This is a genomic window from Embleya sp. NPDC020630, from assembly GCF_044334985.1.
Classification (GTDB): Bacteria; Actinomycetota; Actinomycetes; order Streptomycetales; family Streptomycetaceae; genus Embleya.
Genome location: NZ_JBIRUB010000002.1, coordinates 871,501 through 893,279, shown reverse-complemented (window position 1 = coordinate 893,279; position 21,779 = coordinate 871,501). Strand labels below are relative to the sequence as shown.

Genomic DNA, 21,779 nt, shown 5'->3' with positions numbered 1-21,779 from the left:
GACGCAACCGAATGCTGACGCGAACGGGGCACCGGATCCGCCCGCGCGGGTGGGTCGCGCGGGGCGGGCCGATGCGGGCCACCGCGGAGCCGCGCCGCCGAAACGAGCGCGGGGAAGACGCAGGACGCGGTCGTCGCCCGCCACAACGTCGAGCCGACGGTTCGTCGCGCTCGACGATGTTCGACGCGGCGGGAGTGGGGATGCTGGGCGTGTGGGCGTCCGGCAGGGCGGCGGCAATGCCCTCCCTCGCGACGGAGGTGCCCGCGAGGTGGGCGCGGGCGCGCGGCGAGTGACGAGCGACCAGCGACCAGCGACCAGCGACCAGCGACGAGGAGATCCGGTGGAGACGACTTCCGATGCGGCTCGGCGGCGGCGCACGGCCCGGGACGCGGCGGTGGCGGCGGCCGTGCGGCAGGGGCTGCTGGGCGCGGCCGAACCGCTGGTCGGGCTGCTGGACGTGGACGGCCTGCTCGGCACGGTCGCCGAGCTGCACGCGGCCTTCTCCCCGGCCCCGGTCCGGCACGCCTTCGCGGCCAAGGCGTGCGCCCTCGCCCCGGTGATGCGGCTGATGGCGGACGCAGGGATGGACTGCGAGGTCGCCTCACCCGGCGAGCTGCGGCTGGCGCTGGCGGCCGGCTTCCCGCCCGAGCGCATCGTGTACGACAGCCCGATCAAGACCGTCGCGGAGCTGGAGTTCGCCCTCGCCCACGGAATCGCGCTCAACGTGGACAACTTCCAGGAACTGGACCGCGTCGACGCCCTGCTCGCCGGTGGGCCCGCGCCCGCGCCGCTCGGGATCCGGGTCAATCCCCAGGTGGGGCGCGGTTCGGTGGACTCCACGAGTACGGCCACGGCGACGTCGAAGTTCGGCGTGGCGCTGCGCGACGAGGGCGCGACCGAGGCGGTCGTACAGGCGTTCGTCCGCCACCCGTGGCTGACCCGGATCCACACCCATGTCGGCTCGCTGGGCTGCCCGTTGTCGCTGATGGCCGAGGGTGTGGCGGCGGCCCACGCGCTGGCCGAGCGGGTGAACGGCGAGGTGGGGCAGCGCCGGGTCACCGGTCTGGACATCGGCGGCGGCCTGCCGGTGAACTTCGCCGACGACACCGACACGCCGACCTTCGCCGACTACGTCGCCGAGCTGCGCCGGGTCGTACCGACCCTGTTCGACGGCCGCTATGACCTGATCACCGAGTTCGGCCGCTCGATCTTCGCCAAGAACGGGACCGTCGCGTCGATCGTCGAATACACCAAGACCACCGGCGGCCGCCGCATCGCCGTCACCCACGCGGGCGGCCAGATCCTCACCCGCGCCATGTCGATGCCCGAGGCGTGGCCGATCCGCATCGACGCGTTCGACGCGAAGGGCCGGCCGAAGTCCGGCCCGACCGAACCCCACGACATCGCGGGCCCGCTGTGCTTCGCCGGCGATCTCTCGGCGATCGCCCGCGACCTGCCCGTACTCGAACCGGGCGACATCCTCGCCCTCCACGACACGGGCGCCTACTCCCTGTCCACCCACTTCTCCTACAACTCGCTCCCCCGCCCGGCCATCCACGGCTACCGCACCACCCCGACCGGCGAAACCACCTTCACCCCGATCCGCCCGGCCCAAACCCTCACCGAGGTCCTCACCGACAGCGGCACAACCCACATCGAATCCCTGACCGCTCCAAGCACGCCCGCGGTCAATCGTCGTCACCCATGACCACGTCGTCCTCGAACACCGGAGCATGGGCCATCACGGACAACGGAATCTCCCGAAACGCCGTACCCGGCTCCTTGAACGGTCGATCCAACGTCGAGTCGGTGAAGGGCCGGCCACCATCGATGCCGGTGACCATCAGCCGCCGAAGGGGAATTCCGAGCCGCGCGAACTCCCCCTCGACCCCCTCCACGACCAGTTGCCGCACCGCGTCACCGCAGGCCGGGCGCGCCACGGACGTCCAGAACAGTCCCAACATCGGCGCGGGCACCGCCCGCCCCTTCGCGGCCGCGCGAGCCACATGCCACCCGACACCGTCGGCTTCCCTCCTCAACACGATTCCCCCCTGGCAACGCCCTTCAGCAGAACGGAAGTTCGGCTGTCCGGCGCAATCAAAGGCGATCGGTCCGTCATGAAGCGGCGACCGGCAAGACCCAGGTGGTTCACCGGTGTCGGCGCTGGGGCCCGATGACGGTGGCGGCGGTGGGGGTGGAGCTGTGGGCCGTCGCGGTGCTGCCCGAGGCCGCCACGGTGTCGCGGGCGGGGACGGACAGGGCGAGCAGGGCGACGTCGTCGCGGTCGGCGTCGGGCAGCGTGCCCAGGAGGGCGACGGTGTCCTCGACGAGGGCCCCGGCGGTGAGGGGGCCGGGGCGCAGGGCCAGGAAGGCGGTCAGGCCCTCCTGGTCGAGTCTGGCGCCTGCGGCGGTACGGGCCTCGGTGAGTCCGTCGGTGTACAGGAGCAGGCCCTGGCCGTGGGCCAGATGCAGGGTGCGAGAGGCGAACGTGGCCTCGGCGAACGCGCCGACGAGCATGCCGCCCTCGGCCCGTACCGTCTCCACCCGCACGCCCGCGCCCGGGTCGGGGCTGAGGTGGTAGGCGGGAGGATGGCCGCCGGTGGCCAACGTGACGGTGAATCCGCCGTCGGTGTGCGGATCGAGCATGCCGAAGATCGCGGTGCAGAATCGGGTGCCGACCGAGGCGTCCAGCAGCAGGGCGGTGTTGAGCGCGCGGAGCGCGGCGGTGGGGTCGGCGTCGATCAGGGCGGCGGCGCGCAGGGTGTAGCGGGTCAGCGAGGTGACCGTGGCGGCCTCGGCGCCCTTGCCGCACACGTCGCCGAGGAAGAACGCCCACCGCCGGGCGCCGAGCGGGAAGACGTCGTAGAAGTCGCCGCCCACCTCCTGCGGCGAGGCCGTCTGGTAGTGGCAGGCCGACTCCAGCCCGGGTACCGCCGGCAACAGCGGCGGTATCAGGGTCCGTTGCAGCGTGGAGGCGAACGCGGCGATGGCGGCCCGGTCCCGCTCCGCACGCCGCCGCGCCTGCTCCTCCGCGCGGCGCCGGTCCTGCTCGATCCGGTGCCGCTCCTGCTCGGCCCGGACGGCGTTCAGCGCGGACAACCGCGACTCCAGCTGGTCGCGCACTATCGCGGCCAGGTCCGCGAGGGTGGCCGCGTCGGCGGCGTCGACGCCGCGCGGGCGGGTGTCGAGGATGTTGACGGTGCCGAGCCGGTGCCCGTCGGCGGTGACGATCGGGGCGCCGGCGTAGAACCGCACCCCCATGGGTCCGGCCACCATCGGGTTCGAGCACGCGACGGGATCCACCAGCGTGTCCGGGATGATCAGCGTCTCGTCGCTCAGCACCGCCGAGTCGCACAGGCCCGGGTCGCGGTCGATCTCGGTGACGCCGGGCAGGCCGTGTACGGCCTTGAATCGGATGCGATCGGTGTCGACTATCGTCACGGTCGCGACGGGGACGTCGAACAACCGTGCCGCGAGGGCCGCCACCCGGTCGTACGCGCCGTCGGGGAGAGTGTCGAGGGTGTCGTAGCGACGCACCGCCGCGATCCGGTCCGCCTCCACCGCCGACGACCCCTTCGTCGGCCGGGCTTGGGGTACGGCTGTTCGTTCGGACATGTGCCTCGTCTCGTCTGCCTCCGTGAAGTCACCCACCAGGACGGCGGAAACCCGTACGACCATCCCCCGAGGCGGCGGACGTGGCCCGCACGGGGGCGGTCGCGGTTCGTCCCTCGTCGTCGACCGGTGGTGCAGGTTCCGGTGGCGGGCGAGGTCGTCCACACCTTGGGGAGCCACCTATCCCTGCCCCCGATCCGCCGGGCCGAACTCGCGCCGATCCTCGCGGCCGGCCGAGGCTTGAGTCGCCGATCAGGGGGCAGGCGTGCGGGCGCGGCCCATACGAACGGTCGGCGGCGTGCCGGCGCCGAGCCGAAGTGCCCTCCGCCGTCCGCCCATGTCGACAAGGTCGCCGGAGAGGGACTCGACGCACCGCATCTGGACACGCTGTTCCTGGCCGGCCCCATCTCGTTCAAAGGCCGCGTGATCCAGCAGGTCGGACGGATCATGCGCGACACCGAGTCAACGAAGAAGAGCCACGTCGAGGTCCATGACTATCTTGACCCCGAAGTCCCGCTACTGGAACGCATGCACCACAAACGCCGCAGGCTCCTCGAACGCCGCGGCTTCGGCAGCACGCCCCCACCGGAACGGGATACGGCTCAGCCGGAGGACCGCCGCCTCTCCGCCATGTCGGTCTCACCGGGAACGGCGGCGGTCGCCCAGGTCCGCGCGTGGGCCCGCGCACAGGGGCTCGACGTCCCAGTCCGAGGCAGGCTGCGGGCCGCCGTCTGGGACGCGTACCGCACCGCTCACCCATGAGCTGCACGCCTGCGCAAGGCGCGGGGAGCGGGCCCGACGGGTGTCCGCGCGGTCGGTGCGTTCCGCGAACACGACGGCGGACGCGCTCCATTCGCCTTCGTCTGCCGGCTTCGCGAGGACTGAGCGGGACGCTCGGCGGTAGGGTCGGGCCATGCAAGGATCGGACCGCGACACGCTGGAGGCGATGGTGGCCGAGGCCACCATCGACTGCTACAACGACGACGAACAGCTCACCGGCCTGTTCACCATGCTCGAGGAGCACCTCGCGGTGCCGTTCGCCACCGCGGCGCTCGGCGTCCCGGTGGTCGTCAAGAAGGTCGACCTCAGCGTGGACGGCAGCATCGTCGCGGTGTGCGTCGCGGGCCGGCACCGGCAGACGGTCGGGCTGCTCGACCTGCCGCCTGAGGGCGCCGAGTGGATCGCCGCATACCGGCACGGGACCGGCTGAGCAACGGCGAGGATGCGGTGAGCGAGTACCAGTACTACGAGTTCGTCGCGGTCGACCGGCCATTGGACGACGCGGAGTTCGCCGCGGTGCGGGCGCTGTCCACCCGGGCGCGGATGAGCCGCACACACTTCGTCAACGACTACCAGTGGGGCGACTTCAAGGGGAGCCCGCGCACCCTGGTCGAGCGCTACTACGACGCGCACCTGTACTTCGCGAACTGGGGCAGCCGGCACCTGATGCTCAAACTCCCTGCGGCACTGCTCGACCTGAAGACCGCGGCACGCTACGAGGTCGCGCCCCTGGCCGAGGCCTGGAAATACAAGGGCAGCACCGTCCTGTCGTTCACCAGCGACGACGAATACGCCGAGTGGGACGACGATCTGGAGGGCGCGCTGTCCGGGCTCATCGGTGTGCGCGCCGAACTCGCCGCCGGCGACCTGCGCCCGCTCTACCTGGCCTGGCTCGCCGGCATCGGCACCTGGGAACGCGATGAGGACACCTTCGACGACGAGTTTGACGGCGTCCCCGAACCCGCGCTGCCCGCCGGCTTGTCCGCCCTGACGGGTCCGCAGCAGGCTCTGGCGGACTTCCTGCGCCTGGACGGCGACCTGCTCGCCGTCGCGGCCGAGGTCAGCCCCGCCTGTAGCGACGAGCCGACCATCGGTGCCGAATTGCGGGACCGGATCGCCGCGTTGCCCGATACCGACAAGGACGACTACCTGCTGCGCGTCGCCGAAGGCAGCGATGTCCACGTCCGAACCGAACTGCTGCGCCGGTACCGGGGCCCGGCCGAGCCCGCCGCGGCGGGGCGCACCGTCGCCCAGCTTTTGAACGCCGCAGCCGAACGGCGCCAACGCCATGAGGAGGCCGACCGCCGTGAATGCGCCGCGGCCGAGCAGCGCCGCGCCGAGAAGGCTGCACAGGAACGCGAGCGGTGCCTCACCGCCCTGGCCGCCGATGTGGACAGCGTGTGGCTGCGCGTGGACGCGCTGATCGCGGCCAAGAAGCCGCGCGAGTACGACCAAGCCGTCGAACTGCTCCAAGATCTGCGTGAACTCGCCCAGCGGGAGGGAACCACTGACGACTTCACGGGCGGGATCACCCGCATCCGCGACGAACACGCGCGCAAACCCGCCCTCATCGCCCGCCTCGACCGCGCGGATCTGGGCGGGCGGACCCAGGGGACCGACCTCGCCGGGTAGTCGCCGCACCCAGAAGGATGTCCCTGGCCGGCAAAAGGCTCCGGCTGTACGGGACGTCGTCGGACTTCGGCAGTCTTGGCGCCGCTCAGCGGGCCGCCGGAGACAGGGGCCAGGCACTGCCGCGCTTCGCGGCGGGGCCGGTGTCCCGGGTGCCAACTGCCGGTCTTCCCCAGGCTGGCAAGATCCTCGCTCGCGCCATCGACGCTGCCGTTGCGGTGATTCATCCGGACAAGTTACGGCGAGAAGACGCAGGCACTGCGTTGGTGTCGCTCGGCCCCAACACGGCCCAGCTGAAGACAAAGAGGCATCCATTTGGTTGGATGAATGCCCGAACTGGGTAACGTGCAGGTCAAACAGGGTGGGCACAGACAGACTCGAACTGTCGACCCCTACTTCGCAAGTGCTGATGGCATGGTGACGGGAGGCGCCACAGAGGGACACTGTGTCCCGTTTTGAATCCGTCTGACACCCCGAAATCGGGTGCCGATACCGCCGGATGCCGGCGGGTGCCGGAACCGCCGCGCACGCGGATATCGCGCACGCACGCCACCCCACGCGGCCTTCCGCGCGGCGCGGGCGTCGACCCGGGGCATGAAAAAGCCCAGGTCAGCGGGCTGACCCCCCTGGGCTTGATTTCCGGTGGGCACAGACAGACTCGAACTGTCGACCCCTGCTTTGTAAGAGCAGTGCTCTAACCAACTGAGCTATGCGCCCGGATGTGAGAGGACAGCCTACCGAATCTGTGGGGGTGCGTCGTGCCGGGTTGGGGTGGGGGTGGTCACGTGGTGGGGCGGCGGGGCCCAGGGGGCGGGGCGCTGTCTGGGGCGGGTGGCTTGGGGGGCTGGGTGGGGCTGGAGTTCGTCGGGGTGGGGTGGGAGGGTCTAGCGGCTGTGGCCGTGCACGGGCATGGGCGCGGCTCGTCCGCTGCTTCGCGGGCCGGGCTGGTGGGCCGGGGCCGCGTGGATGCGGGTGTTGAGGCGGAGCTGCCGGTGCTGTCGTTGTAGGGCGGTTGCACGGGCGGTCCCGAAACCCCTGACCGAGGCAGGTACTCATGCACCGCAACCGGCATCGACCGCTCGTCCGCGCCGCTCTCGTCGCGTGCGCCGCCGTCGCCGCGCTCACCGGCGGCCTCCTGAGCACCACCCAAGCCGACGCCGCCACCCCAGCCGCCCCATCCGCCCCATCCGCCCCTACCGCCGCCCCCCTCTCCACCAGCGGTCGCTGGATCGTCGACGCCAACGGCCAACGGTTCAAGATGCGTTCCGCCAACTGGGCCGGCGCCCAAGGCACCTGGAACGGCTCCGGCGACATCGCCGACCCCGCCAACCACCACAGCGGCGAGAACGCGAACGGCATGCCGCTCGGGCTCGACCGGGCGAGCCTGCCGTCGATCCTGGCCGGCTTCCACGCGGTCGGCGTCAACAGCATCCGCCTGCCCTTCTCCAACGAAATGGTGCACACGAGCACCCCCGTGCCCGACGCCGCGGTCGCCGCCAACCCGGAACTGCGCGGCAAGACCCCGCTCCAGGTCTTCGACGCCGTGGTCGCCGCACTGACCGCCGACGGCTTCGCGGTCGTGCTGAACAACCACACCGGCACCACCCGTTGGTGCTGCGGCCTGGACGGCAACGAACGCTGGAACACCTCGCGCAGCACCACCGACTGGGCCGACGACTGGATCACCATGGCAAGCCGCTACCGAACCAACAAGCGGGTCGTCGGCGCCGATCTGTACAACGAGGTCCGCCGCAACATCACCGACGACCCGAACTGGGGCCGGGGCAACGACAAGGACTGGCAGGCCGCCTCCCTCCTGGCGGGCAACCGCATCCTCACCGAGGCCAACCCGGATCTGCTGATCATCGTCGAGGGCATCAACTGGACCGGCATCCCGCTCGACGGCCTGCCGCACGGCCGCCCGACCCTGACCCCGGTCCGCACCCTGTCGCACACCCTCGTCGACCCGAACAAGCTGGTCTACTCGGCGCACTTCTACGGGTACACCGGCCCCAACCACAGCGGCGCGTACGGCACCGGCGAGACCCACGACGCCCGCTACCAGGACCTGACGCGTGATCAACTGTTCGCGGAGATAGACCGATCGGCGCAATACGTGACCACCGACGGGCAACACCACACCGCCCCCGTCTGGATCAGCGAGTTCGGCACCGGCGCGGAGGAGACCGACCCGGCCGCGCGGGCCTGGTTCACCAACTTCACCGACTACCTCGTCGCACGCGATCTCGACTTCGCCTACTGGCCGTTGCTCGGCTGGAAGGGCAACGGCCGGGGAGACTCCTGGGCCCTCCTGCGCTACGACCCCAACGGCGTGCGCAGCGGCATCCTCGACGACCCGAACGACTGGCGCGCCGCCGCCTGGACCAGGCTGATCGGCGCCGCCGGCCGCACCGGCCCGATCGCCCCGTCCGCCCGGTGGAACATGCTCGACCTGGGCAGCACCGACGCCCAACCGTCCCTGCGCATGCGCGCCCGACCGGACTGGGACTCCGGTGCCCGCAAAGGCGTATGCCCCGACGGCGAGCGGATCATCGGCCTGGCCCACACCGGCAACCGGGGCCTGTGCACCACGATCGGCAGCCCCGACCTCGGCGCGCCGGATGCCGACACCACGGTGGTGCGCGACGAATCGTACGTGCGCGACGACTGGGCGACGGGCTACACCAAACTCCAGTGCCCCACCGGCATGGCGATCACCGGGTACAGCGTGCGCGGCGCGACCGTCTCCGCGACCCTGTGCACCCGACCCGCCGGCGCCCCGCTCGGCACCCGGGCCCGCACCCTGTGGTTCGACCGAGGCGACAACCGCCCGGCGAACGGCACCAACGGCACAGGCGGCACCAACAGCCCCGACGGCACAGGCGGCGAGTTCGCCCCCGGCGCGTACAAGGGTCAGTGCAACGCCGACGAGTACGCGGCCGGCGTCGCCTTCACCCGCCGAGTCGGCTCGTCCGGCACTCCGGACGCCCTCCTCTGCACCCGCCTGAGCTGAACGCCCCAGGCACCAGGCACCTACCGCCCCGCGCCCCCGCTCCACCCACCCGCGTCCGGCAACTGCGAGGGCTCACCCGTCGGCACGGCCGGGGGCGCGGTGCTGCCCGGCAGGTCCCGATTCCGCGGTGTCCGAGGAGTGCCGATCGGGGCCTGCGCCCGGAAATCGAGCATCTTCGCCCGCGCGGCCAGATTGACCTCCGGATCGACCCAGAGCGCCCAACTCGGCGACATCACGATGTCCCGAAGCTGCTTGATCGGCACGATCGCGTACCCCGGCATCCCTATCCCCACGCTCCCGGCGTCGACCCTCGACGTCGCCGTCGCCGAAACCCGCACGCCGTCGCGGCGGATCACCTGCGCGGCCCATGCCGAGGGTTCCTTGCCGCCGGGGTCGACGGTCTGACCTTCGGGCCGAGTCTGCGCGAGGTAGCCGTGCGTACCGTCGGATTCCACGAAGACATCGCAGAGGCGGTACACCTTCCGTACCGCCGCGCAGTCGTCACCCGCGGGATCCTGACCGCTCGCCTGCACCGTCACCGTGAGCGTCGCCGCTCCCTTGTTGGTCACCACCAGCATCACGGCGAACGCACCCACCGAAGTCGGGTCCCCCGTCTTCGGCACGATCCCGGCCCCGCTGGGGTCCCGCATGCTGCCGCCCAGCGGCGTCTGCCGGAGGATCCGCGCGATCTCCTGCGGGGAGACGGCTTCCTTGCCCGGCGGCGGAATGGCCGCCGGGTCGGGAGGAGGGCTCGTACTCGGCCCGGGCGCACCGCTCTGCACGCCCGCGGGCCCCGACGTCGCCCGTACCGCCGACCGGCCGTCGTCCATCCCCGGGAGCACCACCGCGGCGGTCCCGCCCAGCGCCACCACCGCCAGCGCCGACGCGCCGATCCGCATCCGACGCGCCCGGCGCATCCGTCGCCCCCGGGTGATCCCGCCCGCGACCAACCCCGCAGGTGGGACCAATTCGGCCGCCGCCCCGCGCATCGCGGCGGCCAACTGCTGCTCCTCAGAACCCGGGGATCCCATCGGCCTGCTGTCTCCTAGACATCCGTTCCACCACGTGTCGTGCCCCACCCCGAGCCGGTGTCGGCAGGTCGCCCGCGCCCCGCTCGGATCGGGCGGCCGTGCCGTTCCGTTCCCTTCCGTACCGGATACGGGCGCGACCACGGAGCGCGACCGGCAACCCACCGGACCGCGCCCCATGCCGCCCGCTCACCCACTAGATAGAACGCAGTGGACCCCCCGGCGCGTCACGGAACTTCGCCCGGAACATGAAGTACGTTCCACGTCAAGGCAGTTGAATCCCGAAGCCACGGTATCGAACCGCACCCCACGTCGCCCCGAGGCACACGGTCCGTACCGATCCGCCCACCGTGTCCCACGACCCACCGGCCATCCGCCCACGATTCGCCCGTACCGGAGCGATGATTCCGCACCCCCTGCGGGGTCTGCCTTTCGGCGGTACGGAGACCGCCGCGCACACGCAGCCGACCCGCACGTCGCCCCCGAGGAGCCCACCCGATGAACCCGAACACCCCCGACGACCTGCGAACGCTGCTCGAAACCCACATCGCCGAGGGAACACTCCCGGGCGCCGTCGCCCTGATCGCCCGCGGCGACCGCGTCGAGGTACGGGCCGCCGGCTCCCTCGACACCGCCGGCACCGCCCCGATGGCCCGGGACTCGATCTTCCGCATCGCGTCCCTCACCAAGCCCGTCGTCGCCGCCGCGGCCATGATGCTGATCGAGGACGGCCGGATCGCCCCGGACGACCCGGTCGACGACCTCCTCCCGGAACTGGCCGACCGAAGCGTGGTCCGCACGCCCACCGCCGCGATCGACGACGTGGTCCCCGCCGATCGCCCGATCACCGTGTTCGACCTGCTCACCTTCCGGGCCGGCTACGGCTTCCCGAGCGACTTCTCGCTGCCCGCGCTCGCCCCGCTGATGGAAAAGCTGGGCCAGGGTCCGCCGCAGCCGCAACAGGTCCCCGCGCCCGACGAGTGGATGGCCCGGCTGTCCGACATCCCGCTGCTCCACCAGCCGGGCGAGGCCTGGCTCTACAACACCTGTTCGGACATCCTCGGCGTACTGATCGCCCGGGCGGCCGGTCGTCCGCTGCCCGAATTCCTCGCCGAACGACTGTTCGAGCCGCTCGCCATGGTCGACACCGGCTTCGCGGTACCGCCCGCCGACCTGGGGCGGTTCACCACCTGCCACCTCGCCGACCCGGACGGCGTCCTCCGCACCGTCGACGGCCCCACCGGCCAGTGGAGCACACCACCCGCCTTCCCGTCCGGCGGAGGCGGCCTGGTCTCCACCGTGGACGATTACCACGCCTTCGCCCGCCTGCTCCTCGCCGAGGGCACCGTCGCCGGGCGGCGTCTGCTCTCCCCGGAGTCGATCCGCCGGATGACCACCAACCACCTGACCCCGGCGCAGCGCAAGGCCACCGACCTGTTCCTGGAGGGCCAGGGGTGGGGCTTCGGCGGCTCCGTCGACATCGAGGCCGTCAACGCGTGGAACGTTCCCGGCCGCTACGGATGGGTCGGCGGCACCGGCACCACGGCCCACATCGTCCCGGCGACCGGCAGCACCGCCATCCTCTTCACCCAGGTGCAACTCGCGGGCCCCACTCCGCCCGCCGTGATGCGCGCGTTCTGGGAACTCGCCGCCCACGCCTGACTCCGCGACCCACCGGCGGCCCCGGGAATCGTCCCGCCACCCGGCAACGTTGCCCTGCGACATGACGACATCGGACCCGGCGCCCACCGCCGCCACCCCGCTTCGCTACACCGCCTTCTCCACCGACCCGAACGGCGGCAACCCCGCCGGCGTGGTCCTGGACGCCGGCGCCCTGACCGACCGGGACATGCTCACGATCGCCGCCGAACTCGGCTACTCCGAAACAGCGTTCCTCACCCGAACCGAAGCCCGCCCCGAACCCACAACCACAGCCGCAGCCGCAACGGAAACCCCAGCCGAAACCGAGGCCGACCCCACCACCCCCCGCACCTACACCGTCCGCTACTTCAGCCCCCTCGCCGAGGTCTCCTTCTGCGGCCACGCCACCATCGCCGCCGCAATCGCCCTCGCCGAACGCATCGGCACCGGCCCGCTCGCCTTCACCACCCCGGCCGGCCTCGTCCCGGTCGACGTCACCCCCGGCCCCGACGGCCGGCTCCGCGCCACCCTCACCAGCGTCGAGCCGCACCACACCCCCGCCCCGGCCGCCGACGTCGCCGAGGCGCTGGCCCTCCTCGGCTGGAGCGCCGACGACCTCGACCCCGAACTGCCGCCCGGCTACGCCTACGCCGGCGCCCACCACCTGATCCTGGCCGCCGCGACCCGGTCCCGCCTGGCCGACCTGGACTACGACTTCGACGGCCTCGCCGCCTTCATGCGGGCCCGCGACCTGACCACGCTGCAACTGGTCCGACGCACCTCGGCGGACACCTTCCACGTCCGCGACCCGTTCCCGGTCGGCGGCGTGATCGAGGACCCGGCCACCGGCGCCGCCGCGGCGGCCCTCGGCCACTACCTGCGCGCCCTGTCCCTGGTCCCCGCGCGGGCCACCCTCACCCTGCACCAGGGCGACGACCTCGGCCGCCCCGGCGTACTCACCGTCGACCTCGACGAACACGACCCCCGCATCCGTGTCTCCGGCCCGGCCGTCCCGATCCCCGACCCGGCCGGCTGAACCCGTGCCCGACGCCGCCGCCCCATCGCGCCCGACGACGACCCCGATCCGGATTAGCCAATTTGTGCCGCACATGGTCCAGACCATTGACCGACCGGAATCACCGCTTCTAGCGTGAAAGAGCGCCCCCGGTAACGAAGGCACGCGACTCGCGCAGGTCGCACCCGACACGATCCGCACCCGGATCGTGTGGTTCCACGTTCGGATGCGGATGTCGACGTCCCATCGACTCGCGACATCCGCGCTCCGGCGCACGTGCGCACGCGCGCGGACCGTTTCGAGGCCGCGTCCGAACGAGTCTGCCCGTCCCGGCACGACTTCGTTCACGAGGAGAAGTTCGATGCGCAAGAGCACCATCCTGGCCACGCTGAGCGCTTCGGTGCTCGCCCTGCCGTTCCTGCTGCCGGCGTCCTCGGCCTCCGCCCACGGGTACATCTCCAACCCGGCCAGCCGCTCCGCGTTGTGCGGCGAGGGCAAGGTCAAGCGCTGCGGCGACATCCAGTGGGAGCCGCAGAGCGTCGAGGGTCCCAAGGGCTACCCCGCGGGCGGACCGCCCGACGGGCAGCTGTGCGCCGGCGCGGACGGCCGCTGGGCCCCGCTCGACAACCCCCGCAACGGCACCTGGCCGGCCACCCCGCTCACCTCCGGCGCCTCGTTCAGCTTCACCTGGGAGATCGAGGCCCGACACTCGACCACGTCGTTCCGCTACTACATCACCAAGCCGACCTGGAATCCCGCGACTCCGATCAGCCGCGCCCAGATCGAGAGCACCCCGTTCCTGACCGTCCCCTACCACGGTGCCCAGCCCGCCGCGCACCAGGTGCACACCGGCACCCTCCCGGCCGGCCGCACCGGCCGGGCGCTGATCTTCGCCGTCTGGGACATCGACGACACCGACAACGCGTTCTACTCCTGCTCCGACGTGACGTTCTGACCGAAGCACCCACCGGTACGGCCCCGTCACGCTCCGCCCGGCGGTCGCCCACAACGGGCCGCCGGGCCCGCCACGCCCACGCACCCACGCACCCACGCACCCACGCACCCGCCCATCCACCAGGCCCGACGGCCCACCCCCCACATCGCCCCCAAGCGCCCCGTCCGACCCCGGACACGCGCCGAAGGGACGGTTGGTGGACCTCCATCGGACAGCACCTGGAAGGATGGGCAGGATGGAGTGCGCACAGTTCACACGGTGACGGGAGCAGGCGTGGTGGTCGGATCCGCACGACGGTCCCTCGGGGGCGGCCTTCCCCTGTCGATCACGCTCGCGCCGCTGCTCCTGGCGCTGCTCCCGGGCGCGTTCGCCGGCGGCGAGACCCGCCCGTGGCGCCGGCGCAAGGAGGCCGCCCGCTCGGCCGCGCTGGCCGCGCGCGAGACGGCGGGCGAGGCGTTCCTCCAGCTGGACACCGCCCAGCGGGACATGATGCTCTCGCTGGAGACGGTCCGAGCCGTACGCGGCGCGCGCGGCACCGAGGACGCGCTGCGCAGCTTCGCCGCGGTGAGCCTGCGCATCGACGAGGCGAGCGCGGCCTACATCGCGCTGATGGACCGGCACCCGCTCGACGTGGAGCTGGAGACCGACGAATACGAGTCCGCCCGGCGGGAGTTGGCCGAGGTGGCGAGCCGGCTCGACGCCGTGCGCCAGGAGTTGGACCGCTTCGGCACCTCGCTCGGCCCGCTGCTCGCCGACGCCGAACAGGCGCTCGGCCAACTGCCCCCCGCCGTGGACCGGGCCCGCCGCGCCGCCGCCGAGGCCGAACAGGCGGTCGCCGCGACCGAGCGGGCCGGCCTCGGCTCGACCACGCTCACCACCCGACTGGCCGCCGTACGCGCCGATCTGACCGAGCTGGACCGGGGCCCGGCCGCGCTCGGCATCCCGGGCACGCTGGAGGTGGCCCGGCGGATCGAGACCGCGGCCGGCGAGCTGCGCGCGGAGGCCGAGCGGCTGCCCAGGCAGCGCGAGGAGGTCACCAACCGGCTGTCCTCACTGCGCACCCGTGCCCAGGCGCTGGAATCCCGCCTGGGCACGATCGAACCTGCCCTGCACCGACTGCGCCGCGACTACGTACAGTCCTGCTGGGTCGACCTGGAGCAGGTCCCGGCGCGCACCCGACAGTCCCTGGGCGTGGCCCGCAGCCGCCTGGAGGAGGCCGGCGCCGCGGCCGGGCGCGGCGAGTACGCCGACGCGGTCAGCCGGCTGGCCACCGCCCGGGCCACCCTCAAGGACGCCGACGAGGCGATGGCCTCAGTCAACGACCGGCTGCACGCCCTCGAAGAGGTGGCCCGCGACCCGGAGGCCGAGTTGGAGCGCACCCGATTCGCGCTGCGCGACGCCCAGCGGCTCGCCCTCGGCGGTCGGGCCAACGCCGAGGAGCGCTACGCCCGCCGGCTGGACGCGCTGGTGTACCGCCTGGAGGCGATCGCCGCGGAGCCGGAGCAGCCCCGCCCCGACTGGTGGCGCTTTCTCAGCGAGACCCGGGACATCCGCGCCGAGGTCGCGGCCACCGTGCAGGTGATCCGCGAGGACCGGGCGGGCCCCGGCCCGCACTGACGCCAAACCCGGACACTACGCACAGCAATCATCCGTTGCCCAAAAGCTGACATTTTCCGCAGTCGGCGCACCATCGGCAACTCCACGTAGTGATTTCGTCGCCATGTTCGACCAGTCGGGTAAAGAATCGGCACCGGTGGCCACTTTCCCGAAATTCAAGGTTTAAAGTCGACGGACCGGCCGACTTCGAGACCTTGGTCCCGATTCACGGGGACGGATCCCGCGCGCCGCGCCGGCGACCACGATGCTGACACCGGGAAGTCGCACATGCCCGTGCTCTTGATGCTCCTGTTCGTGTTTCTCCTCGTCCTGGCACCGCCCTGCCTGCGCGCGCTGCGCCGGGCTCCGCAGACGGCCCCGGTGTTGCCCCTGCACACCGACGACATCACCGACATGCACCGCATGATGGCCGTCGCCTACGAGGAGGAGCGCGCGGTGCTGCATCGCCGGGCGGTCAGCTGGCTGCACTCGCTCGGGCGCGGTCCGCTGCGGGTGACCGACGCCCAGGCGGCGACCGGCAACCGCGGCTGCGACCTGGTCACCCTCGGCGACGGCACGGTGCTCGGCCTGTCCTCGACCGGGGTGGTCATGCACGAGTTGTGCGGCGCGCTCGACCGGTTCACCGAGGTCGCGCTGACCCGGGTGCGCGCCGCGCGCGACGGCTTCGAGCTGACCTTCGACATGGAGTGCGGCCGACAGCTGCACGCCCGCGCCGAACTACTGACCGTCCGCGGCGCCTGCGTCTGACCGATCCGGCGCCACCCCGCCCGGCACCACCCCACCCGGCACCGCCACCGCGTCCACCCAGCACTCGCGCACCGTGTCCGGCCCGGGCCCGCGCAGCGCCACCGTCGCCGCGTAGCCGACGCCCGGCGCCAGGTCGTACATCCGCACCGCATCCTGCCCGCGGTGCGGATGTACCCCGTCCCGTTCGATCGCCGCGAGGTCGCCCGGCACCCCCGCCGCCTCCGGCGGGTCCGGCCAGTCCAGCAACCGGGGCGGCTCGCCCGCGCCGGACACCGTCAACCGGCGCGGATCGACGGTCAGACCGAGCCCGTACACCTTGAGCAGCGCCTCCTTGCGGGTCCACCGGGTGATCGCGTCGGCCGCCCGCAGGCGCGCCGGAAGCCGGTCCTGCGCGGCCAATTCGGCACCGGACAGGGTGCCCTCGACGGTCGCGATCCGCTCCACGTCAACACCCACCTCGGCGCCCTCGACCACCGCGAGCACGACCCGCTCCCCGGCGTGCGAGATGGAGAAGTCGAGCCCGGCCGGGCCGTGCGCCACCCTCGGCTTGCCCCGGGCGCACCCGCAGAGCCGGCAGGTCGTGTCGAAGCGCACCTCGCCCGGGGCCACGTCGAGCCGGGCCGCCAGCACCTGTCGGGCCAGCGCCCGCGCGGTGGCGAACCTCGCCTGGTCGGCCGGTCGGCGATACCGCTCGTATCTGGCCCGCTCGGCCGCGTCGAACCAGGCCCGCGCGACCGCGTCCGGATCCGGCTCGGCCCACCACACGACACACTCGGCAGGTCCCACGACGGCCCCTCCTCCTCGTCGCGCACCATTCAACCGCGCCCCACCGGCCCCGGCCCCGATCCTCCGGAACAGATGCGGCAACCCGCCGCGCCGGAGCACCGGCGCCCTACGCGCCGACCACCGGCCGAATCCGACTCCGGCTCCGCTCCAACAGCCACTCCGCGATCCGCTCCCCCGCGGACAGTCCCATCGCGGCCAACGCCTCCACATGCGGCGCCGACCAGTCGCTGTCGGCCAGTTCGCCATGCCCGGGCCGCACCCCGGCGACCGCGGCCCGCAGCAGTTCGATGTCCAGGAGCGAGTCGCCGGCCGCGAACACCACGCCGGCCGAGGCCCGTCGGGCCACTTCGCGCACCGCGTCGCCCTTGGTCAGCGCGTCCGGGACGAGGTAGAGCTTGCGTCCCTGGAGCGAGACGCCGTAGCCGCGCGCGTTCGCCCACTCGGTCAGCTCCGGCACGAACTCCGGCGGCAGTGCCGCGCGTTCCACCACCAGGTAGCCGAACAGGTCCTCGGCCACCCGGAGTTTGAGCGTCCACTCGGGTCGGGCGACCACTTCGAGGTGGGCGATCACCTCCGGCAGCGGCGCGGCCTTCGCGGCGAGCGTCTTGCGCACCCCCGCGTGCCAGTCCGGGTCGCTCTCGCCGTGCACGAGCAGGTGGCCGCCATTGGCACAGATCGCGAACTCCGGCGCCCGGCCCGGCAGTACGATCCGCCCGTACTGCTCCCGGGTACGCGTCGTGGTGGGCACGAACGTGCTGTGCTCGGCGAGTTCGGCCAGCAGTTCGCTCGCCCGGCGGGTGACGAAGGACATCGGCGCGCCCTCGTACTCCTCCACGCACACCAGCTCGGGCGTCGGCTCCTCGGGGCCCAACCCCAGCCGCGCGGCGGCCTTCGAGTAGATCAGGGTCCGGTCCAGGTCACTGGCCACCAGCACGTTCACGCGCCACTCCCGTCCCGGCGAAAGCCCGGTTTGACCAGACCCACGCACGAGTACGGCAGGTCGTCCACGTCGATCACCGGCACCCCGCGCTGGGCGGCGAGCATCCGCACGTGGTCCAGCTCGGCGCCGACCCCCTCGCGGGCCAGGATCTGCCACGGCACCCGGCGCAGCAGCACCCGCGTGGTCTCGCCGACCCCGGGCTTGATCAGGTTGATGTTCTCGATCCCGTACTCGGCGCCGATCCGCTCGACCGCGCGCCATCCGGCCCAGGTCGGCGTGCGGTCGCTCGCGGCGAGCACGGGTTGGTCGCGCGCCACGTCCTCGGCGACCGCGTCGAACCGTTCGGCGACGGCGTCCAGGAACAGCCCGGACACGTCCGCGTCGGCCAGTTCGGCGTAGAACTTCGCGCCGTGGAACTCGTCCGGCCCGATCAGGTCGTCGCGCAGTACGGTGCGCGAGACCAGCCCGGACACCGTCGAGTTCAGGCACGCGGACGGGATCAGGAAGTCGTCCCGGGTGCCGTAGGTACGCACGCACGAGCCCGGGTCGGCGAGCACGGCCAACTCCGGATCGAACCGCATGCCGGTGGTCGCCGCGGTCACGTCCAGCGCGTCGGACAACTCGCGGGTGATCGCGCCCTTGCCGGTCCAGCCGTCCACGAAGACGATCCGCGACGGGTCGAACTCGCGGCCCAGCCAACGCAGCGCGGTGGTGTCGATGCCGCGTCCGCGCACGATCGACACGGCGAAGTGCGGCAGCGTCAGGCCGTGCGCGCGCCGGGCCCAGCGGCGCATCAGCACGCCCACCGGGGTGCCGGCCCTGGCCAGCGAGACCAGCACCGCGTCCCGGCCGCGCTCGGCGAGGATGGTCTCGGTGACCACGCCGACCGCGTGCGCGATCCGCTCCGCCGAGGCGTCCAGCGCGGCGTGGAAGAGCGCCTGGTACTCGGGCGAGGGCTGGTACTCGATGGGCAACGACTCGGCGTAGTGCGCGCCCGCGTGCTGGATCGCCTCCTCGCGCTCCTCCAGCGGCGCTTCCAGCTCGACCGCGGACAGGTCCTTGAGCAGCCAGGCGACCTCGTCGGCGGCGTAGGAGGAGAAAGCGGGACCGTACAGCGGCTCCGGCAGCTTCCCGGTGTCGGGTCCGGCCGCACCGGGCCGATCGTTCGCGGACTGGTGGTTCATGACCTGCGCACCTCGGGGGTGAAGGAGGGGACGACGAGCAGACCGACGTGGTCGGTGACCCGGGACAGCGCATCCAACAGCCCGCCGGGCGCGCGCAGTTCGGGAGTGTCGGCGACCGAGTCGACGACGATCAGCACCTCGTCGAAGCGCCGCTCGGGGTCGGCGCCGGCCGCGACGTTGTACGCGTAGCGCTCGCCGGGCCCGTCCGCCGGATCGTCGTGGGCGGGGAATTGCAATCGGGTACGGATCGCGTAGCCCGGATCGTCCACGGCCAGCACCGGCGAGCGGGTCGTGGTCGAGTAGCGCACCTCGACCCCGGCCGGCACGTGCTCGGCCAGCGCGCGGGCCAACCGCAGCGGCGTGTACATCAGTTCCTCGAAGCCGAGGACCAGGATCCGCCGGCCCACCACCTGCCCGGCCAGCGCCGCGCCGAGGGTGGGCAGGACCCGCTCCAGGGCGTCCTGGTCGGCCTGGGTGAACCCGTGCCGCCCGCCGTCGGGCAGGTCGGCCGGCCAGTCCAGGTCCAGGGTGCGCACCGTGCCGGGCGGCTCGTCCGCCGGCCCGCCGGCCTCGTGCGCGGCGACCAGCGCGGTGCCGCGCGCGAGCACGTCCTCGGGCAGGTCGACGGTGCCGGCCGCGAGCGCCACCACGTCCACCCGGGCGCCGAGTTCGGCCGCGAAGACCTCGAACTCGGCCCGGTCGGCGGGACCGCGCACGTCGATCAGCGCGGCGATCACGTAGTGCGCCCGAGGCGCGACCGCGTGCAGTGCCCGGATCGTGTTGGACACCGTGCGCCCGGTGGACAGTTCGTCGTCCACCAGGACCAACGGCCCGCTTCCGGAGAGCAGTTCCCGATCACGCGGCAGGATCAGGTGCGAGGTGGCGTGCGAGTGCTCCTCCTCGAAGGAGCCGAACCGGTCCACCCCGGCCACCGGACGCCGGGTGGAGTGCAGGTAGGCCGCCCCCGGCAGCGCCTCGGCCACGCAGTGCCCCAGGCCCGTGGCGGTCTCCGCGTAGCCGAGCACCACCGGCGTCGGCTCGTCGGCCAGCACACGCGCCACCCGCATGCCCAGGTCGCGGCCCGCGTCGTGCACCACCTCGGGCAGTTGCGGGACGTGCTTGCCCAACACGGTGGACACCAGCAGGTGGGCCCGGCGCGGGTTGCGCCGCAGCGCGAGGCCGACCAGCGCGTCGAGCCCGTCCCCGGCGAGCGCCACGTCGAGCCGCTCGGCGACCCAACTCCCCGACCAGGCCGCCGTATCCGTCGACCCGCCCGATGCCTTCGGCCCGCCCGACCCGCCCAGCCCTCCCGACCAGGTTTCCATCCGATGTTGCGTCACGCACGAACCCGCTTCCCTTGTTGCCCCGTATCGACCGATCCCGCCGGAACGTCTTGCCCCGGCCGCCGGCTCACTCCATGACCCCCGCCGCGAGCAGGTCCACGAACGTGACGTCCTCGCGGGCCACACCGAACGCGTGCGCCCGGCGCATCACCGCCTGCGCCCACGCGCGGTGCGGCTTCACCTCGTTCATCTTGTTGGTGTACGCCGAGCGCAGCACCCCGCCACCGGCCGCGCTCTCCGCGAGGATGTCGCCGGCGTCGCAGTACTCCTCGTGCGTGACCACCGACATCGCGTGGATCACCGCCACGTGGCTGGGGTGGATCGCGGTCTTGCCGAGCAGGCCGTTGGCCTTGTCCAGTTCGAGTTCGCGGATCAGCCCGTCCAGGTCGGCGGAGATCAGCCGGGTGCGCAACTCGACCGCCTCCGGGTCCTCCGCCTCGGCGAACGGCGTGCGCCGCAGCTGCGGCTTGAACAGCCGCTCGCCCTGCGGGAAGTACTCCCACACCGGCCCGCTGATCACGTGTCCGGTGCCGTCGGCCCGACCGAAGACGTTCACGATGTCGCCGATCAGTTGGGCCACCAGGTGCACGTCGTAGGCGGTCAGATCGCGCGAGCGGCGCAGCGCGTACGCGGACTGGAAGTCGGTGGCCCCGATCCGTACCGCCAGGATGCGCTCGCGGTGCGCGGCGATCAGCTCGGCGAGTTCGGCGAGCACGGCCCGCCGGTGCTCGATGTAGGCGATCGACGGCGACTCCAGGACGGGCATCGCGAACAGTCGGCGACCACTCATCGTGATCGCCTCGTCCAGTGCCTTGAGGTAGCGCGCGCCGCTGTCCGGCTCGAACTTGGGCAGTACGAAGCCGGTCAGCACGCCGAGCGTGTCGCCGAGCCGCTCGGCGAGGTCGGTGATCTGCTCGGGGTGGCGGACCCGAATGAACAGCAGCGGCCCCTCGGCCCCGGAGCCGGCGAACGCGGCCAACTGCTCGACCAGGTTCTGCTCGGCGCCGACCACCTCGCGGTCGTCGATCGAGTCCTCCAGGCACAGCACCATCGAGGTCACCCCGCGGGCGGCCTGCTTGGCGATGTCCGTCGCGAGCGTCGCGCGCGTGGCGGGACTGTACAGGGTCGCGCCGAGAGCCGAGGCGAGCACGCCGGCATCGCTGTCCCGGTCGAACGTCTGCGGCTCGCGGTGGAACAGATGGTCGCGGACCGCATCGTCCAGGTAGCCGAAATGCCGCATCGTGATCTGATCCCCCTCGACCGTCGGTGGTGATGGCACAGGCGCGTCGGGAAGGGAACCCGTACCCGCCCCGGATGTATCGAAAGGCGCATTACGCGCCGAGCCGGTGAGCCGCCGGCAGGTGCTGCCTACGGTAACCGAAAAGCAAAATCGAAGACGTACGATCCGGTTATAGGACCATGTGTTCACACAATCGTCACGGCCCCGACCCACGTTGAGCCCGACTCCGTCGGGACGGCAGGATGGGGA

Annotated in this window: 16 protein-coding genes, 1 tRNA gene and 1 pseudogene; 10 read left to right on the top strand and 8 right to left on the bottom strand. The window is 72.3% G+C overall.

Features of this window, described 5'->3' with window-relative positions; translation table 11 throughout:
* Positions 1–289: 289 nt before the first annotated feature.
* Positions 290–1,708, top strand: a complete 1,419-nt coding sequence (locus tag ACH4XV_RS10090) for a diaminopimelate decarboxylase (protein WP_395788672.1) — start codon at positions 290–292, stop codon at positions 1,706–1,708.
* Here the strand turns inward: ACH4XV_RS10090 and ACH4XV_RS10085 are convergent.
* Together ACH4XV_RS10085 and ACH4XV_RS10080 are read right to left on the bottom strand one after the other, a co-directional pair.
* Positions 1,689–2,042, bottom strand: a complete 354-nt coding sequence (locus ACH4XV_RS10085; RefSeq protein WP_395788181.1) for a hypothetical protein — start codon at positions 2,040–2,042, stop codon at positions 1,689–1,691. The genes ACH4XV_RS10090 and ACH4XV_RS10085 overlap by 20 nt on opposite strands.
* Before the next feature lie 106 nt (positions 2,043–2,148).
* Positions 2,149–3,615: a PP2C family protein-serine/threonine phosphatase gene (locus ACH4XV_RS10080; RefSeq protein ID WP_395788179.1), complete on the bottom strand. Its 1,467-nt coding sequence runs from the start codon at positions 3,613–3,615 to the stop codon at positions 2,149–2,151.
* A 126-nt stretch (positions 3,616–3,741) separates the two neighbouring features.
* Between ACH4XV_RS10080 and ACH4XV_RS10075 the strand changes: the two genes are divergently transcribed.
* From ACH4XV_RS10075 to ACH4XV_RS10065, 3 genes are all read left to right on the top strand, one after another.
* The gene (locus tag ACH4XV_RS10075; protein WP_395788177.1) at positions 3,742–4,374 is read left to right on the top strand and encodes a histone-like nucleoid-structuring protein Lsr2; all 633 of its coding nucleotides are present in this window, start codon (positions 3,742–3,744) and stop codon (positions 4,372–4,374) included.
* Positions 4,375–4,525: 151 nt separating this feature from the next.
* Positions 4,526–4,822 carry a hypothetical protein gene (locus ACH4XV_RS10070; protein ID WP_395788175.1) on the top strand — a complete coding sequence of 99 codons (297 nt, stop codon included), beginning with the start codon at positions 4,526–4,528 and terminating at the stop codon, positions 4,820–4,822.
* Positions 4,823–4,839: 17 nt separating this feature from the next.
* A complete protein-coding gene (locus ACH4XV_RS10065; protein WP_395788173.1) occupies positions 4,840–6,024 on the top strand; it encodes a hypothetical protein in 1,185 nt (394 codons plus the stop codon).
* Between the two features lie 640 nt (positions 6,025–6,664).
* Here the strand turns inward: ACH4XV_RS10065 and ACH4XV_RS10060 are convergent.
* Positions 6,665–6,738 (bottom strand) — tRNA-Val (locus ACH4XV_RS10060).
* A 337-nt stretch (positions 6,739–7,075) separates the two neighbouring features.
* On the opposite strand from ACH4XV_RS10060, the gene ACH4XV_RS10055 reads away from it, so the two are divergent.
* A complete protein-coding gene (locus tag ACH4XV_RS10055) occupies positions 7,076–9,034 on the top strand; it encodes a glycoside hydrolase family 5 protein (RefSeq protein WP_395788171.1) in 1,959 nt (652 codons plus the stop codon).
* A gap of 20 nt (positions 9,035–9,054) precedes the next feature.
* Here ACH4XV_RS10055 and ACH4XV_RS10050 read toward each other — a convergent pair whose 3' ends face one another.
* Complete coding sequence (locus tag ACH4XV_RS10050) at positions 9,055–10,065, bottom strand: hypothetical protein (RefSeq protein ID WP_395788169.1); 1,011 nt, start codon at positions 10,063–10,065, stop codon at positions 9,055–9,057.
* A 495-nt stretch (positions 10,066–10,560) separates the two neighbouring features.
* Here ACH4XV_RS10050 and ACH4XV_RS10045 point away from each other — a divergent pair, with 495 nt between their 5' ends.
* From ACH4XV_RS10045 to ACH4XV_RS10025, 5 genes are all read left to right on the top strand, one after another.
* Positions 10,561–11,724 carry a serine hydrolase domain-containing protein gene (locus ACH4XV_RS10045; protein WP_395788167.1) on the top strand — a complete coding sequence of 388 codons (1,164 nt, stop codon included), beginning with the start codon at positions 10,561–10,563 and terminating at the stop codon, positions 11,722–11,724.
* A 61-nt stretch (positions 11,725–11,785) separates the two neighbouring features.
* Positions 11,786–12,739: a PhzF family phenazine biosynthesis protein gene (locus ACH4XV_RS10040; RefSeq protein ID WP_395788165.1), complete on the top strand. Its 954-nt coding sequence runs from the start codon at positions 11,786–11,788 to the stop codon at positions 12,737–12,739.
* Positions 12,740–13,079: 340 nt separating this feature from the next.
* Positions 13,080–13,673, top strand: a complete 594-nt coding sequence (locus ACH4XV_RS10035) for a lytic polysaccharide monooxygenase (RefSeq protein ID WP_395788163.1) — start codon at positions 13,080–13,082, stop codon at positions 13,671–13,673.
* Positions 13,674–13,931: 258 nt separating this feature from the next.
* Positions 13,932–15,290 carry a hypothetical protein gene (locus tag ACH4XV_RS10030; protein WP_395788161.1) on the top strand — a complete coding sequence of 453 codons (1,359 nt, stop codon included), beginning with the start codon at positions 13,932–13,934 and terminating at the stop codon, positions 15,288–15,290.
* Between the two features lie 267 nt (positions 15,291–15,557).
* Positions 15,558–16,037: a hypothetical protein gene (locus tag ACH4XV_RS10025; RefSeq protein ID WP_395788159.1), complete on the top strand. Its 480-nt coding sequence runs from the start codon at positions 15,558–15,560 to the stop codon at positions 16,035–16,037.
* On the opposite strand, the gene ACH4XV_RS10020 is transcribed toward ACH4XV_RS10025, so the two are convergent.
* The 4 genes and pseudogenes from ACH4XV_RS10020 to ACH4XV_RS10005 form a co-directional block, all read right to left on the bottom strand.
* Positions 16,008–16,823 (bottom strand): 4'-phosphopantetheinyl transferase family protein, encoded by an 816-nt coding sequence (locus ACH4XV_RS10020; protein ID WP_395788157.1) that lies wholly within the window; start codon positions 16,821–16,823, stop codon positions 16,008–16,010. The two genes, ACH4XV_RS10025 and ACH4XV_RS10020, sit on opposite strands and share 30 nt — an antisense overlap.
* A gap of 106 nt (positions 16,824–16,929) precedes the next feature.
* Positions 16,930–17,763: an HAD family hydrolase gene (locus ACH4XV_RS10015; protein WP_395788155.1), complete on the bottom strand. Its 834-nt coding sequence runs from the start codon at positions 17,761–17,763 to the stop codon at positions 16,930–16,932.
* Positions 17,760–20,272 (bottom strand): annotated as a pseudogene (locus tag ACH4XV_RS10010) (phosphoribosyltransferase). Before ACH4XV_RS10010 ends, ACH4XV_RS10015 begins: the two are co-directional and overlap by 4 nt.
* 85 nt (positions 20,273–20,357) lie before the next feature.
* Entirely contained in the window at positions 20,358–21,530 is a 1,173-nt protein-coding gene (locus tag ACH4XV_RS10005; protein ID WP_395788153.1) for an HpcH/HpaI aldolase/citrate lyase family protein, read from the bottom strand.
* Positions 21,531–21,779 lie beyond the last annotated feature (249 nt).